General features: G+C 63.3%; 13 protein-coding genes. 2 read left to right on the forward strand and 11 right to left on the reverse strand.

Annotated features, from left to right (window positions below; translation table 11 throughout):
• Positions 1-25: 25 nt before the first annotated feature.
• The 11 genes from PWP93_RS26520 to tssB (PWP93_RS26570) all read right to left on the reverse strand — a co-directional run bounded on the left by PWP93_RS26520 (position 26) and on the right by tssB (PWP93_RS26570) (position 14,779).
• On the reverse strand, positions 26-514 hold the full coding sequence (locus PWP93_RS26520; protein WP_421029157.1) for an Hcp family type VI secretion system effector: 489 nt from the start codon (positions 512-514) through the stop codon (positions 26-28).
• Between the two features lie 183 nt (positions 515-697).
• Complete coding sequence (tssC, locus tag PWP93_RS26525) at positions 698-2,185, reverse strand: type VI secretion system contractile sheath large subunit (protein ID WP_421046687.1); 1,488 nt, start codon at positions 2,183-2,185, stop codon at positions 698-700.
• Between the two features lie 61 nt (positions 2,186-2,246).
• On the reverse strand, positions 2,247-2,741 hold the full coding sequence (tssB, locus tag PWP93_RS26530) for a type VI secretion system contractile sheath small subunit (RefSeq protein ID WP_421029155.1): 495 nt from the start codon (positions 2,739-2,741) through the stop codon (positions 2,247-2,249).
• 375 nt (positions 2,742-3,116) lie between these two features.
• Positions 3,117-5,804: a type VI secretion system Vgr family protein gene (locus PWP93_RS26535; protein ID WP_421046688.1), complete on the reverse strand. Its 2,688-nt coding sequence runs from the start codon at positions 5,802-5,804 to the stop codon at positions 3,117-3,119.
• 95 nt (positions 5,805-5,899) lie between these two features.
• Positions 5,900-8,545 carry a type VI secretion system ATPase TssH gene (gene tssH, locus PWP93_RS26540; RefSeq protein ID WP_421046689.1) on the reverse strand — a complete coding sequence of 882 codons (2,646 nt, stop codon included), beginning with the start codon at positions 8,543-8,545 and terminating at the stop codon, positions 5,900-5,902.
• Between the two features lie 317 nt (positions 8,546-8,862).
• Positions 8,863-9,846, reverse strand: a complete 984-nt coding sequence (gene tssG, locus PWP93_RS26545) for a type VI secretion system baseplate subunit TssG (RefSeq protein WP_421046690.1) — start codon at positions 9,844-9,846, stop codon at positions 8,863-8,865.
• Positions 9,810-11,534, reverse strand: a complete 1,725-nt coding sequence (tssF, locus tag PWP93_RS26550) for a type VI secretion system baseplate subunit TssF (RefSeq protein WP_421029151.1) — start codon at positions 11,532-11,534, stop codon at positions 9,810-9,812. Before tssF ends, tssG begins: the two co-directional genes overlap by 37 nt.
• 50 nt (positions 11,535-11,584) lie before the next feature.
• Entirely contained in the window at positions 11,585-11,992 is a 408-nt protein-coding gene (gene tssE, locus PWP93_RS26555; protein WP_035535285.1) for a type VI secretion system baseplate subunit TssE, read from the reverse strand.
• A gap of 71 nt (positions 11,993-12,063) precedes the next feature.
• A complete protein-coding gene (locus PWP93_RS26560) occupies positions 12,064-12,552 on the reverse strand; it encodes an Hcp family type VI secretion system effector (protein WP_421029157.1) in 489 nt (162 codons plus the stop codon).
• 183 nt (positions 12,553-12,735) lie between these two features.
• Positions 12,736-14,223: a type VI secretion system contractile sheath large subunit gene (tssC, locus tag PWP93_RS26565; RefSeq protein WP_421046687.1), complete on the reverse strand. Its 1,488-nt coding sequence runs from the start codon at positions 14,221-14,223 to the stop codon at positions 12,736-12,738.
• Between the two features lie 61 nt (positions 14,224-14,284).
• Positions 14,285-14,779 carry a type VI secretion system contractile sheath small subunit gene (gene tssB / locus PWP93_RS26570; RefSeq protein ID WP_421029155.1) on the reverse strand — a complete coding sequence of 165 codons (495 nt, stop codon included), beginning with the start codon at positions 14,777-14,779 and terminating at the stop codon, positions 14,285-14,287.
• Positions 14,780-15,283: 504 nt separating this feature from the next.
• Here tssB (PWP93_RS26570) and PWP93_RS26575 point away from each other — a divergent pair.
• Together PWP93_RS26575 and PWP93_RS26580 are read left to right on the forward strand one after the other, a co-directional pair.
• Complete coding sequence (locus PWP93_RS26575; protein WP_035532714.1) at positions 15,284-15,631, forward strand: STAS domain-containing protein; 348 nt, start codon at positions 15,284-15,286, stop codon at positions 15,629-15,631.
• Between the two features lie 164 nt (positions 15,632-15,795).
• Complete coding sequence (locus PWP93_RS26580) at positions 15,796-16,284, forward strand: Hcp family type VI secretion system effector (RefSeq protein WP_421029157.1); 489 nt, start codon at positions 15,796-15,798, stop codon at positions 16,282-16,284.
• The last annotated feature ends 67 nt before the right edge of the window (positions 16,285-16,351 follow it).

Below are 16,351 nucleotides of genomic sequence, written 5' to 3' on the forward strand. Positions count from 1 at the left end.
CGCCCGCTCACCACGTTCAGCCCGCTCAGGACTTCGGCGCGAGCCACGAGTCTTCCGCCTCGATGCCGTCCGGGTCGAACGTCCACGTGATCTTCTCGTAGGTGAACGAGATATCCTCCATGTGACCCATCTGCTTGTTCTCCAGCGCCAGGCAGTTCGGCGTCCATGCGCGGACGTTCGTCAGGATCGCGTTCGACAGCTTCACCGTGTAGTACTTCTCTTCCGTGCCCTTCGGCGAGATGCGGTAGTACTCCAGCGTCACGTCCTTCATCTGCTCGCCAGAGGTCAGCGCCTGGAACAGCTTGGGCGAGGACTTGTCGATTTCCTTGGTCAGCGTCATCGGCAGGTGCACCCGCTTGCCCGTGGGCAGCCCCGTCTGCGGGCTCTTCGGAATTTCAATGGTGTGGTCCACCGCCTGCACAAGGATCTTTCCCTCGTGGCCCTTGACCTTCGTCGAGCCTTCGATCTTTCCCTGGTTCTGGCCTTCGAGTACGAGATAGCACGGCATCGGCATGATAGTTTTCCCCGGTTTAACTGGTGGCAAGTCGTCAATGGCGCCAGGGCTCGGCGCCCCGGCTGTTCTGCCCAGCTTCCTGTGTGCGCTGCGCATGATTCACATCATGCAGGCGCTCCGTTAGCGCGGCGTTTCAGCTGTGTTACATACGAAACATCGAACCGAAACTTCGCCGCAGCTCTTTTATTTCTTCTCCAGCTTGCCCACCAGCGACAGCGTGAACGACGCACCCATGTACTTGAAGTGCGGACGCACCTTCAGGTCCACCCGGTACCACCCCGGATCCCCTTCCACATCCGCCACCACGATCTCCGCCTGGCGCAGCGGCCGGCGGCTGCGCACCCCTTCGGCCGGATTGTCCATGTCCGCCACGTACTGCCGGATCCACGTGTTCAGCTCGCTCTCCAGATCCACACGCTCCTTCCACGTGCCAATGTGCTCGCGCTGGATCACCTTGATGTAATGCGCCAGACGGCTCACCACGAACATATACGGCAGTTGCGTGCTCAGCTTGTAGTTCAGCTCCGCTTCCTTGCCTTCCTTCGTGTTGCCGAAGAACTTCGGCTTCTGCGCCGAATTCGCCGAGAAGAACGCCGCGTTGTCGCTGTTCTTGCGCATCGTCAGCGCGATGAAACCCTGCTCCGCAAGCTCGAACTCCCGCCGCTCCGATATCAGCACCTCCGTCGGGATCTTGTTCTGCAGCTCGCCCATCGACTCGTACGTGTACACCGGCAGGTCGCCCACCGTACCCCCGCCCTGCGGCCCGATCACGTTCGCGCACCACCGGTAGTCCGCAAAGCTCGACGTCAGCCGCGAGGCGAACGCGAACGCCGCGTTGCCCCACAGGAACTGCCCGTTGCCGCCCGACACGTCTTCCCTGTAGTTGAACTTCTTCGCCGGCACCGTATCCGCCCCGTACGGCACACGCAGCAAAAAGTGCGGCAGCGTCAGCCCCACGTAGCGCGCGTCCTCCGACTCCCGGAACGCGTTCCACTTGACGAACTGCGGACCCTCGAAGATCGACGACAGGTCCTTCAGGTTCGGCAACTGGTCGTAGGTGTCCACCCCAAAGAACTGCGGACCCGCCGCCGCGATGAACGGCGCGTGGCTCATCGCCGATACGCTCGCCGCGTACTGCAGCAGCTTCACGTCCTGGGTGCCCGGCCCGAACTCGTAGTTCGCCACGATCGCGCCGAACGGCTGTCCGCCGAACTGGCCGTACTCCGCCGTGTACAGGTTCTTGTACAGCCCCGAATTGGTGATGTCCGCCGCGTCCTGGAAGTCGTCGAGCAGCTTGCCCTTGCTCACGCTGAGCACCTGGATCTTGACGTTCTCGCGGAAGTTGGTGCGCTCGACCAGGAACTTCAGCGAGCGCCACGCCGACTCCATCTTCTGGAAATCGCCGTGATGCAGGATCGCATCGACCTGCGCGCACAGCTTCTGGTCCAGATCGGCGATCATGCTGTCCACCGTCGCCTGCGTGATGCGCTCCACCGCATGCTGCGGCTCGAGCAGCTGCGAGATGAACGCCTGGATGCCCTGGCGCGTGATCGAATACGCCTCGTCGCCGGGCTTGATGCGCGCCGACTCGATCAGCTGATCGAGCAGCGAGCCCCCCGCGGCCGCCTGCTCTGCGACCGCCTGCTCCTGCTGCTTTTGCTCTTCACTCATGTGCTGTCCCCGAATGGATACGGACGAAATCGACGATATGGACGATGCCCGCCCGGCGCAATCACTTCTCGCCGATGCCCAGCTCGCTCAGAAGACGCGCGCGCACGCCCTCGTCCTCGATGAGATCCTGAACCCGCTTGCGGAAATCCGGGATGTTGCCCAGCGGCCCCTTGAGCGCCTTGAGCGCATCGCGCAGCGCAATCATCTGGCGCAGCTCCGGCACCTTCTCGACAATCGCGTCCGGCGAGAAGTCGTCGATCGACTCGAACTTCAGGTTCACCGCGAGCGCGGCGTCCGGATCGGCATTCGCTTCCAGGCGGTTGGGCACCGCCAGATCCAGCGACAGTTTCTGCCCCTTGAGCACGTCGTTGAAATTGTCCTTGTCGACGTTGACCGGCTTCATTTCCTCGATCGGCGTGTCGTCGTCGCGCAGCGTGAAGTCCCCCAGCACCAGCAGCTTCAGCGGCAACTCCACCTCCGCCTTGGCATCCCCTGTCGCCGGACGATATACGATATTGACGCGCTCCTTCGGAGCGACTGACCCGTCAGATGCCATGGCCGATCCCCTTCTTCTTTGTACCGCTTCGTTAGTTAGTAAACCCGAGCGCTTTCTTACAGCGCGATGAGCATAGCGCTTAGCTATTCTTCACGCTACAAGAATCTGCCGCGCACCTATGGGCACCGCGAATCTTCAAGAAAGCGAACCTTCGTTCGCTGCTTTAAACAAGGGCTATCCGGCATCGACGACATGCCGCGCGGATGATTCCCTTGTTATTTTTTTGAAAACCTCGAAGTTATTGCCCTGCATACCTTAACAAAGCACACATAAAGCAGGAATACACATCCTGCCCCAGCTCGTTTTGCAACGAATAAATGAAATGCATATCGGGTGATATGGGTCGCCAATTGCAATTCGGTCCTCATACCGTTGTCATCCGAGCTGGATCAGCCTGCCGTTGATCTTGGCGGTCACCGCGGTCACCCTGAACGCATTGCCTGCCTCCAGGGCGACGTCCATGTCTGCCACAACGGAGAGCTTGGCGCCGGTGATCGATACGTTCGACACCGCCTCGACCGAAACGCCCGCACCGGCCTTGACGCCGACACTACCGGCCGTGGCCTCGATGCTGACAGCACCGGTATCGGCCTTGACGCCGACACCGGTACCGCCCGTGACGCTGGCGCTGGTACCGGCTTTGACGCTGGCGGTGCTCGTGCCTTCGAGGCTTGCCATCGCGCCCTTCGCGGCGACGCCCTGGCCATCCACGACCACCGTGTTCGTGGCCGCCGCCGTCACTGTGACACTCAGGCTCGTGACGTCGATGCTGCCCTTGGCTGCGGCGTTCGTTACCGAGAACTCTCCCGTCAGCGGCGTCAGCTTAAGCTGTCCGCCGGCGGCGGCCACGCCGGCCATGGCCGTGATGCCGGAAATATCGAGGTCGATATTGCTCGAATAGGTCGGCGCGGCCGCAACGGCTGCGGCAATCGAATTACCGGCATTGCGCAGTACCCGGAACAGGTTGAGGCCGGCGCCGACCGCGCCGGCCATCTGCCCGGCCGTCGTGCCGTAACCCCACGGGTTGGCGATGTCGAGCTTGCCGTTGGTCTTCTCCCCGCCGCCGAGGTACACGCCGGCAGTCACCGTGCCGCCCGCCGCGACGCCCAGCGCAGCATTGACGGCCGTGCTGATCTGCGCGGCGCGCAGAACCGATTTTTTCGCAGCCTGAACCGCCGTATCGATTGCCGGCTGCATCCCGCCGGAAAGCTTCAAGGTGGTACTGCCCTGCAGCTTGGCGTCGGTCTTCAGCATGACGGTTTCGGCGTCGCTCAGCGACACATTCCGTCCTCCGGTCCACCCGACATTCTGGCCCCACGTCACGTTCACGTTCGAGCCCAGCGTGTAATTGCTGTTCACGCCGGCCGAAAGCGCAACCGAGGTGCCGACCGTGATGGCGGTCTTCGGCCCGACCGTCACACCGTTGTTCGCGCCCACGGTCACGCTTTCCGAGGTGCCGGCCGTCGCCATCCACAGGCTGCCGCCGCCCTTCGGGTCGGTCGAGCCGATGCCCACCGAGCTGTTATGGAACGGCGAGTGCAGCCAGATCACTTCCTTGCCCTCGCCGTCGCCCATGTAGACCTGATTGCCGCCCGCCGTGCTGATCCGGTTCGCCTGCGCGATCTCCTGCGTCACCACGCTGGGATTCTCCGAATTCGGCAGGCTGCCCACGATCACCGGCTGGTCGGGGTCGCCGTCGATGAACGACAGCAGCACCTCCGCGTCCTTGTGCAGCGGAAAATGCATGCCGTGGTCCGTGCCTGCGTAGGGTGTGGCCATACGCAGCCGCGCCGAGCCCTTGTTCGGATTCTTGTCCGTCACGTCGAACGGCAACTGCACCTTGTACTGGCCGAACTCGTCGAGCTCCGCGTACTGGCCGTCGCCTTCGCTGTCGATCGTCGCGTTCATCGTGCCCGCCACGCGCGGCTTGGCCGTCACGCGCTCGGGGCGAAACTGGGTCGCCGCGGGAATCGCGCGGAAGCTGTTGCGATAGGCGATTTCGCCGCCGCGCGCGCCGTCGCTGTACGGGCTCGCCACGCCGCTGAGCAGCGCGCCTGCCTGGGATCCCTGATGATGCACCTCAGTCACGAGGTACTCGCCGTTGAAGTCGTCGCGATAGTGATGCGAGAGCGTGCAGAAGTAGCCCGCGCGCAGCCCCATCGCCGTGCCTTCGCCGGAAAACACCTTGCTTGCGCAGACGATTTCCTGCGCGCGCAGCTTCGCGTAGCGCTCCCCTTCGTCCTGGGTGCGGAAGTTCTCGCCGTACAGCACGACTTCGCCGATCCCCGAATCCGAAACCGTTGCGCTCGCCTTCAACTGCAGCGCCGCCTTGCGGTAGTTGTAGTCCTGCAGTACGACTTCGTGCGGCAGCGGGCGCTGCCGGCACACGAAGTCGCGCACCGAATCGGCCGCCACACCCGTATCGAGCGAATCGTCGGGCCGGTACGAGACCGGCAGCGCCTGGGAGTCAAGCATGACCTTGTCGTCGACGATGACGAGCTTTTCCGTGCTGCCGGAATGGTCGAAGTAGTAGTAGATGCCTTCCTTCTCCATCCAGCGCGAGAGGAAGTCCAGATAGGTCTCCTGGTACTGGCACACGAAGCTGCGCGGCCGGTACGTGCCCGTGAGGCGGAACTCGTAGTCGGCCGAGTTGAGCCGGCCGTTTTCGAGCACCGTGCGCAGCGTGTCTACAATCGACTGCTCGCCGAGGTAGACCTCCGAGATGCGGAACAGCGACAGCCGCCACAGGCGCGGCACCAGCACGGCGCGGTAGAACACGTAGCCATCCGCGCGATGCAACTGCTCGAATTCGGCGAGGATGCCGTGCCGGGGCGTGCGGATCTCGCCCTCCGGGCCGAAAATCTCGAACGTCGCCGGGTGGCTCAGCATCGAATCGAAGTCGATCGACGCATCGTCCGATACCAGCGTGAGCACGAAACGGAACGGCTGCGAGATCGACTCGAACCCCTCCATTTCCACGACCGCGAACTTGTCCGCGCCAAACGCTTGCGAGCTGAACGCGAAGCGCTTGTTCGCCAATATCCGATCGGCCATTGAGACCATGCTGATTCTCCGTACAGGTGATTTCTTTCTATTCTCGCGGCGCTGCTTTGCTGCGAGATTGCAATCGCGTTACATCTGAAACGGTGCTTCGCGGCTCACGCGTGAGCGCCGGGGAAGGTCACGACGAACTCACCGTCCTCGTCCACGTCGAGCGCCACCTCTTCGAGCGCCACGCCCTCGCTCATGCGTGCGAGAATCTCCTGCGACATCAGCGGCAGCACGTTGCCGCGCAGGATGAAGTCGATGTTGCGCGCGCCCGTTTCCACCTCCGTGCAGCGCGCGGCGATCTGTGCCACCACCGCGTCGCTATAGGTGAAGCGCATCTTGTTGTTGTGCGCGACGCGCCGCACCACCTTGTCGAGCTTCAGGCGCACGATGCCCGCGAGCGCCTCGCCCTGCAGCGTGAAGTAAGGAATCACGGTCATGCGCGCGAGCAGCGCGGGCTTGAAGTGATTCGAGAGGATCGGGCGCACCGCGGAAAGCAGCGTCGCCGCGTCGGGCTTGTCGTCGCCGACCGTCATTTCAGTGATGACGTCGGTCGCGAGATTTGAGGTGAGGAAGATCACCGTGTTCGAAAAGTCGATTTCCTTGCCCTCGCCGTCCGAGAGCATGCCTTTGTCGAACACCTGGTAGAACAGGTTCATCACGTCGAGGTGCGCCTTCTCCACCTCGTCGAGCAGCACGACCGAATAAGGCCGCTGGCGCACCGCCTCGGTCAGCACGCCGCCCTCGCCGTAGCCCACGTAGCCAGGCGGCGAGCCGATCAGGCGGCTCACGTTGTGCTTCTCCTGGAACTCGCTCATGTTGATGACGGTGGTGGACTTCTCGTCGCCGAACAGGATGTCCGCCACCGAAAGCGCCGTCTCTGTCTTGCCCACGCCCGACGGTCCCGCAAGCAGGAACACGCCCATCGGCTGCTGCGGGTCCTTCAAGCCCGACTTCGCTGTCTTGAGCACTTCGGCGATCAGCTCCATCGCGTGATCCTGGCCGCGGATCCGCTCCTTGAGCGTGGCGGCCATGCCCAGTACGCTCTGCGCCTGGTCGCGCAGCATCTTGCCCACGGGAATGCCGGTCCAGTCGGAAATCACCCGCGCCACGACATCGGGATCAACGTCGATATGCACGAGCGGCTCGTCGCCCTGCGCGGTCCTGAATGCTTCGGCGGCCCCGGCGATCGCCTGCGCCAGCCGCTGCAGTTCCTCGGGCGCGGCGCCATTGGCCTTGGCCTCGTGGCGCGCGGTGCGCGCATCGAGCAGCACCTTCGCCGCTGCTTGCTGCCGCTGCCAGACTTCGCGCAGCGCCGCGGCTTCGGCAGCGAGGCTCTGCAACTCCGCGCCGATCGCTTCGAGACGCGCGCGGTCCACCGGCTGCTGGTTGTCCTCGTCGCGCTCGAGGCCGCGCTGTTCGCGCTCGAGCGCCTGAATGCGGCGCTCCTTGTCTTCGAGCACGTCAGGCTTCGCGCTTTGCAGCACCTTGACGCGGGCGCAGGCCGTGTCGAGCAGGTCCACCGCCTTGTCCGGCAATTGCCGCCCCGTGATGTAGCGGCTCGACAGCTCGGCTGCGGCGATGATCGCGTCGTCGCGCAGCACCACTTTGTGAACGTCCTCGTACTTCTCCTTCAGGCCGCGCAGGATCAGCACCGCGGTGGCGAGATCGGGCTCATCGAGCTTGACGAGCTGGAACCGGCGCGCAAGCGCCGCGTCCTTTTCGAAGTACTTCTTGTATTCGGCCCACGTGGTGGCTGCGACCGTGCGCAGTTCGCCGCGCGCGAGCGCCGGCTTGAGCAGGTTGGCCGCGTCCGAAGTGCCGGCCTGGCCGCCCGCGCCGATCAGCGTGTGGGCTTCGTCGATGAACAGGATGATCGGTTTCGCCGATGCCTTGACTTCGGTGATCACGCCCTTCAGGCGGTTCTCGAATTCGCCCTTCACGCTCGCGCCGGCCTGCAGGAGGCCCATGTCGAGGCCGAGGATCGTCACGTCCTTGAGCGAATCGGGCACATCGCCCTCGACGACGCGCAGCGCGAGCCCTTCCACGACGGCCGTCTTGCCGACGCCGGGGTCGCCCACGCAGATCGGGTTGTTCTTGCGACGCCGCGCGAGAATGTCGACCATCTGGCGGATTTCCGCGTCGCGGCCGAACACGGGATCGAGCTTGCCGGCCCGCGCCTTTTCGGTGAAGTTCTCGCAAAAGCGCGCAATGGCGCTACCGTCGGCGCCAGCGGGCGCCGCGGTCGCGCCCTCGCCGCCGCCGGACTCGCGCTCGCCCGCTTCGATCGAGCCGCCGCAGATCTGATCGAACGAACGCAGCAGGAGTTCGCGATTGAGCTCGCGCAGCGGCGCCGCGTAATCGCCCGTTGCGTAATAGGTCGGACGCGCGAGGAACGCCAGCAGCACGGCACCCGAGCGTATGCGCGGCTCCTGCAGGTCGACCGAGGCGATGAGCCACGCGTCCTGCAGCAGCTCGAGCAGGAGCGGCGAGAACGCCGGACGGCCCGCGTTGCCCGTCTTCATGTCTTCGATCGAGAGATTGATGCCGCGCTGCACGAGCGCGGGGTCGATACCGTGCTGACGCAGCAGCAGCGCGAGGTCGGCCTGGATATCGTCGAACAGCTTGACGAGCAGGTGCTCGACTGTGATCTCGTAGTGGCCGCGCGACACGCACAGCCCCACGCCATCTTCGAGTGCCTGCTTGCAGTAGGCGTTCAGTCGCCCCACGAGGGGCTTGAGCTCGACCAGCAGCATGTTGGTTCTCCTCTCTTGTTCTATCCGTAGCGTAAGGGTCTGTTTACATATGAAACGTGCATGCGTTGCCCCGAGAACGGCCGCTCGCGAGGCGCGCGACGCTGCGAATACTCGACGTATTCGCAAGTAGCGCAACGCGGCGAGTGGCCGTTCTCGGGGCAACCCCATTATTGAAATGTATTCCAGGGGAATGCCCGAAATCGCCCGTATGGCGGCGTCGATCGTCACTTGTTTGGCCGTGCCAAACGGCGCTCCTCACTCCTTGCCCTACGAGCGATTTCGGGCATTCGCATGCACGTTTCATATGTAAACAGGCCCTAAAGACGGTAGCGGACGCGTGTGGGCAGATCGGCCAGCCCGGGATTGAGCCACGTGTCGTAGCCGAGCCGCGACCAGGTGCTGCGACCACAGCGCGCCGCGTGCGCCTCCTCGCGGCGCAGATCGAGCTCGACTTCCACGTCAAGCGGATCGATCAGGTAAAAGCGCGTGAGAAAGCGCAGCCGCGCATGCCCCGCGCCGCCCGGCAGGAGTTGATGAAAGAGCGGCTGCGGCACGTCGGCGAACTGCACCTTGATCGTGCCGCCGTAATCGTCGATCAGCTCGCCCAGCCATGCATCGTCGCCAAGATGGCTGCCCTGGGCACCGAGTTGCCAGCGCTGGTCGGCGGGAATCGGCTGGGCGCGCCGCAGGCCGCATTCGACGCGGATCCGCGCCGGCGCGAACGCGTCGGCCAGCATCGTCTTCAGGCCGAGCGCCGAGCGCGGCCGCTGGTTGAAGAGGCCCGCGTAGCGCAGCAACTCCGCGCTGGCCGGCAGCAGCTCGACGCGCAGGTCCGCATCGTTCAGCCCGACGAACGCGTAGAGATGATTGAGCACCGTCTCGTCGCGGTCCTCGACGATGCGCTGCTCGATGCGGTACTTCGCCCACGCGTCGAACAGCAGCGGATACAGCGCGTGGTGAACGATGTCGAGAAAGTCGCGCGTGACATGACGTCCCTCGCGCTGCTCCTCGAACAGATCTTCGGTGTAGTACGTCGGCAGCGGCGAGGACACGCCATACAGGCCGAAAAAGTTGGCCGTGATGCGATAGCCGCCGCCGGGCAGCGCCTCGATGCGGTCGATGTCGTTTTCGGGGAAGCCAAGCCCGAGGCGCGGGCGCACGCGCAGATTCTCCTGGCGCAGGCCCGTATGCCGGTCGTACAGCCGCAGCAGACGGATCGCCTGAAACCAGGAGTACTTCTCACCGTTCGTGAGCAGCAGGTCCTTTACAGCGTCGGCTGTTGCCCGAGTCTCTGCGGCCATTTGAAGACGGTTCCTGAATGCGCGCCTTCGAGCTCGACGCGGGTGTACGAATTGATGCCGGCGTAATCGCCGAGAAAGCGCTCCAGCACGCAGCCGAACAGATACAGGTCGCCGAGCCCGGCGTAGTGATCTTCGCGGCAGCGCATGCGGATGAGCTGGCCGCGCTGGATGCCGCCGCGGCCGACGAGGCGCGTCTCGCGCGTGACGCTCAGCTCGAGAATGCCTTCGATGCGCCGGCGATTGGCCGCCTCCGGTCCCTGGCGCCCCGAGAACACGTACAGGCCGAGCAGTTTGCGCAGGTTCTCCGCGTTGGCAAGGGAAAGCAGGTTCAGCGAGACGTGCGAGATGAGGCACCACAGCAGTTCCTCGCCGGCCGGCGGATCCTGGGCGGGTGTCACCGCGCGGATGTTGCTGAACGTCATCTGATCCGGCGAGGTGCTGGTGGGCTGGCTGATGTCGCCGAGCTTGAGACTCTCCGGCAGCGCGCGGTTCGTGCAGGTGATGCGGATCGACAGCGTCTCGGGCAACGGCGTATCCGAGGGTGGATAGTTGAGCGAGAGATAAACTTCGCTGCCGCGCTCCACGTTCGCGCTGCGCACCGAGGTGCGGTAACTCAGCTGCGCGCCGCGCCCGTCGTGGCGGAACATGCCGAAGGGCTGGTAGACGCGCTCTCGCGCCTGGCCTTGCTGGTAGCCCAGCACTTGGTCGACCGAGTAGACCTGGTGATGGCGGCGGTCCCGCCCTTCGGGCACGACGCGGTATTCGGTGGCGCGATGGTTGTGCGCGATCGGATCAGCCGCGTGAGAGAACACGTTGATGGCCGGGACCACGTTGAGCATGAAGCTTTCGTTGCCGATCTCGGGCAGCCATTCGGGCAGCGAATCGAGCGTCATGACCACGCTGAAGCTGGTCCCCTTCGCGTTCGCCGTCCAGCGTTGCAGGCCCGCGATGTCGACGAACAGGAACTTCTCCGGCTGCGTGAAGAACTCCTGGATCGTGCGGTAGCCGCTGAACGCCTGGCTCGGATAGGGCAGCAGATCGTGGTCGAAGCCGCTCATGCGCAGGCACTTCGCGCCGAGCGAGAGCCGCTCGCCGTTGCCGCTCGAAATGCGCACGCCGACGACGTGGTTCATCAACAGCAGCAGCAGCTTCGAGGCATCCACATAGCCACCGCCGAGAAACAGCCGCAGGCTGTCGCCGCCCCACTGCGCGATGGACAGGCCGCCCTGCATCTCGAAATCGATCATGAGCACGGGCGCGGCGCCCGCGTGGCTCAGCAGATTGACCTCGGCGATGGCGAGCGGCTCCACATCGAGATCGCAGGCGGTGCGAAAGCGGCACGGCGTGCCATCCACCGGCACCGACGCGAGCTCGGTGCCAGCCGCCACGCGCGCCGCCTGCGAGCGCGGCCCTTTCGCGGCGAAACGGATCAGCGTGGACGCCGGCACGGGCCGCAGATAATGCGGGAACAAAAGGTTCGTGAGCTCCTGGACGAACTCAGGGAATTCGTCGTCGAGCTTCTGGCGCGTAAGGCCCGTGAGGAACGCCACGCCTTCGAGCAGGCGTTCGACGTCGGGGTCCGCGGACGCGCCCGAAAGCATGGGCGCAATCGCGGGATTGACCCGCGCGAACTCCGCAGCCAAGCCTTTCAGCTTGTTCAGCTCATCCAGGTAATATTGATTGAACATGGCTGCCCGACTGACTGACACAGGAGCGGAAAGATATGTGGACCCGACGCTCAGGCAATGCTCACCCGGCCGTTGGCGCCCACCGTTGTCGATATGCGTAGCGGAATTTCGCGGTCGTCCACTTCCAGCGCTCCTTCGAGCGCGAAGCGGATCGACAGCACGTCGGTCTCCTCACGATTGAGCGTGACGCGCGGCGACTTGATTCGCGGCTCGTAGCGCAGCACCATGCGGCGGATCTCTTCCTCGATCTCGCGCGTCGAGCCCATCGCCGTCGTGCCCGCGAGGTTCGTGAAGTCGGGCACGCCGAACAGCGGGTCGATCTGCACACTGCCCTGCCGCGTGTTGAGCAGGCGCGTGAGGTGATTCATCACCGAGCGCACGAGCACGTCCACCTGCGTCTGGTTGGTGCGGGCATCGCCCTCCTCGCCCGCCTCCCAGCTCGCAATCCGTTCGAGCAACCGACGCTCTTTCACCCTCGCCCCCGCTTTGTCAATGCATTGTCACCGCCCGCTCACCACGTTCAGCCCGCTCAGGACTTCGGCGCGAGCCACGAGTCTTCCGCCTCGATGCCGTCCGGGTCGAACGTCCACGTGATCTTCTCGTAGGTGAACGAGATATCCTCCATGTGACCCATCTGCTTGTTCTCCAGCGCCAGGCAGTTCGGCGTCCATGCGCGGACGTTCGTCAGGATCGCGTTCGACAGCTTCACCGTGTAGTACTTCTCTTCCGTGCCCTTCGGCGAGATGCGGTAGTACTCCAGCGTCACGTCCTTCATCTGCTCGCCAGAGGTCAGCGCCTGGAACAGCTTGGGCGAGGACTTGTCGATTTCCTTGGTCAGCGTCATCGGCAGGTGCACCCGCTTGCCCGTGGGCAGCCCCGTCTGCGGGCTCTTCGGAATTTCAATGGTGTGGTCCACCGCCTGCACAAGGATCTTTCCCTCGTGGCCCTTGACCTTCGTCGAGCCTTCGATCTTTCCCTGGTTCTGGCCTTCGAGTACGAGATAGCACGGCATCGGCATGATAGTTTTCCCCGGTTTAACTGGTGGCAAGTCGTCAATGGCGCCAGGGCTCGGCGCCCCGGCTGTTCTGCCCAGCTTCCTGTGTGCGCTGCGCATGATTCACATCATGCAGGCGCTCCGTTAGCGCGGCGTTTCAGCTGTGTTACATACGAAACATCGAACCGAAACTTCGCCGCAGCTCTTTTATTTCTTCTCCAGCTTGCCCACCAGCGACAGCGTGAACGACGCACCCATGTACTTGAAGTGCGGACGCACCTTCAGGTCCACCCGGTACCACCCCGGATCCCCTTCCACATCCGCCACCACGATCTCCGCCTGGCGCAGCGGCCGGCGGCTGCGCACCCCTTCGGCCGGATTGTCCATGTCCGCCACGTACTGCCGGATCCACGTGTTCAGCTCGCTCTCCAGATCCACACGCTCCTTCCACGTGCCAATGTGCTCGCGCTGGATCACCTTGATGTAATGCGCCAGACGGCTCACCACGAACATATACGGCAGTTGCGTGCTCAGCTTGTAGTTCAGCTCCGCTTCCTTGCCTTCCTTCGTGTTGCCGAAGAACTTCGGCTTCTGCGCCGAATTCGCCGAGAAGAACGCCGCGTTGTCGCTGTTCTTGCGCATCGTCAGCGCGATGAAACCCTGCTCCGCAAGCTCGAACTCCCGCCGCTCCGATATCAGCACCTCCGTCGGGATCTTGTTCTGCAGCTCGCCCATCGACTCGTACGTGTACACCGGCAGGTCGCCCACCGTACCCCCGCCCTGCGGCCCGATCACGTTCGCGCACCACCGGTAGTCCGCAAAGCTCGACGTCAGCCGCGAGGCGAACGCGAACGCCGCGTTGCCCCACAGGAACTGCCCGTTGCCGCCCGACACGTCTTCCCTGTAGTTGAACTTCTTCGCCGGCACCGTATCCGCCCCGTACGGCACACGCAGCAAAAAGTGCGGCAGCGTCAGCCCCACGTAGCGCGCGTCCTCCGACTCCCGGAACGCGTTCCACTTGACGAACTGCGGACCCTCGAAGATCGACGACAGGTCCTTCAGGTTCGGCAACTGGTCGTAGGTGTCCACCCCAAAGAACTGCGGACCCGCCGCCGCGATGAACGGCGCGTGGCTCATCGCCGATACGCTCGCCGCGTACTGCAGCAGCTTCACGTCCTGGGTGCCCGGCCCGAACTCGTAGTTCGCCACGATCGCGCCGAACGGCTGTCCGCCGAACTGGCCGTACTCCGCCGTGTACAGGTTCTTGTACAGCCCCGAATTGGTGATGTCCGCCGCGTCCTGGAAGTCGTCGAGCAGCTTGCCCTTGCTCACGCTGAGCACCTGGATCTTGACGTTCTCGCGGAAGTTGGTGCGCTCGACCAGGAACTTCAGCGAGCGCCACGCCGACTCCATCTTCTGGAAATCGCCGTGATGCAGGATCGCATCGACCTGCGCGCACAGCTTCTGGTCCAGATCGGCGATCATGCTGTCCACCGTCGCCTGCGTGATGCGCTCCACCGCATGCTGCGGCTCGAGCAGCTGCGAGATGAACGCCTGGATGCCCTGGCGCGTGATCGAATACGCCTCGTCGCCGGGCTTGATGCGCGCCGACTCGATCAGCTGATCGAGCAGCGAGCCCCCCGCGGCCGCCTGCTCTGCGACCGCCTGCTCCTGCTGCTTTTGCTCTTCACTCATGTGCTGTCCCCGAATGGATACGGACGAAATCGACGATATGGACGATGCCCGCCCGGCGCAATCACTTCTCGCCGATGCCCAGCTCGCTCAGAAGACGCGCGCGCACGCCCTCGTCCTCGATGAGATCCTGAACCCGCTTGCGGAAATCCGGGATGTTGCCCAGCGGCCCCTTGAGCGCCTTGAGCGCATCGCGCAGCGCAATCATCTGGCGCAGCTCCGGCACCTTCTCGACAATCGCGTCCGGCGAGAAGTCGTCGATCGACTCGAACTTCAGGTTCACCGCGAGCGCGGCGTCCGGATCGGCATTCGCTTCCAGGCGGTTGGGCACCGCCAGATCCAGCGACAGTTTCTGCCCCTTGAGCACGTCGTTGAAATTGTCCTTGTCGACGTTGACCGGCTTCATTTCCTCGATCGGCGTATCGTCGTCGCGCAGCGTGAAGTCCCCCAGCACCAGCAGCTTCAGCGGCAACTCCACCTCCGCCTTGGCATCCCCTGTCGCCGGACGATATACGATATTGACGCGCTCCTTCGGAGCGACTGACCCGTCAGATGCCATGGCCGATCCCCTTTCTTGTACCCGTAGCTGTTGGTGAAAACAGAGAGCTTTCTTGTAGCCCCGGAGAATAGCGTTTACCCAATTCGCACGCCACAAAAATCTGTTTCTCACGCATTGGGCAATGCTTTTCTTTGCATGACGCGATTACGATCCATAAGGAAATTTGCATACCACATCGATGTGGTATGCAAACGAGTCAGACTGAATATTTTTATCGGTTTTTTTCCCACTTCGATCCGCGCACGGTACGTGATACGCTACGCGCGCCATACGCCCGATTCACGTGGGCGCGACATTGCGAGAACTATGGATGCCATGGAGCATTGACGGTTTCTTTGTCAATCGTTTGAAAGCTTTTTAGTTGCCCCAACCGCCTGTTTCACAAGACGCAATCATAAAATTGGGCGCGTGAATTCCCTGGGTGGCGAGTACATGAACGATAACGTCCACACCACGGCTTACCGTTGCAACGGTAAACAGCGGTAAACCATTGCACGAGAGACCATGTTGGCAAACCAGTATGAAATGCACGGAGATGTGCTAGTAGCGAACCTCGAAGGCGCGCTCAACAGCACGAACTCCGCGCAAGTCGAGGCCGAGATTCTGCGGCAGCTCGACCGGGGGATCAATCAATTGCTGATCGACTTGAGCGCGCTCGACTACATTTCCAGCGCCGGGCTGCGCGTCGTGCTCGTGGCGGCCAAGCGGCTCAAGCAGTCCGCCGGCCTGCTCGTGCTGTGCGGCGTGCAGAACCAGATTCGCGAAGCCTTCGAAATCAGCGGCTTTCTATCGATCCTGAGTGTCGCGGACACGCGCGCGCAGGCACTCGAGCGCTTTAATCAGGTCGCCTGAGAGAAACACGCCGGGGCAGCGCGTATTTCATCGGTAACACGGTGCGGCTTTCCTGAAACAGGCTCGTAATGGCCCGCGACCAGAATTCATCCCATGCGCAGAGACGAACTCTGAGCAACGACTGAAGACAACGCCGCAACCGAATACCAACTGGAGAAATCATCATGCCGATGCCGTGCTATCTCGTACTCGAAGGCCAGAATCAAGGAAAGATCGAAGGCTCGACGAAGGTCAAGGGCCACGAGGGAAAGATCCTTGTGCAGGCCGTGGACCACACCATTGAAATTCCGAAGAGCCCGCAGACGGGGCTGCCCACGGGCAAGCGGGTGCACCTGCCGATGACGCTGACCAAGGAAATCGACAAGTCCTCGCCCAAGCTGTTCCAGGCGCTGACCTCTGGCGAGCAGATGAAGGACGTGACGCTGGAGTACTACCGCATCTCGCCGAAGGGCACGGAAGAGAAGTACTACACGGTGAAGCTGTCGAACGCGATCCTGACGAACGTACGCGCATGGACGCCGAACTGCCTGGCGCTGGAGAACAAGCAGATGGGCCACATGGAGGATATCTCGTTCACCTACGAGAAGATCACATGGACGTTCGACCCGGACGGCATCGAGGCGGAAGACTCGTGGCTCGCACCGAAGTCCTGAACGGCACACACAATCCGGGCCGCGCCTGAACCTGCGGCTGAGCGGCAAGGGGCCCGCCGCAAGGCGG

The sequence above is a fragment of the Paraburkholderia sp. A1RI-2L genome (genome assembly GCF_048957375.1).
GTDB lineage: Bacteria > Pseudomonadota > Gammaproteobacteria > Burkholderiales > Burkholderiaceae > Paraburkholderia.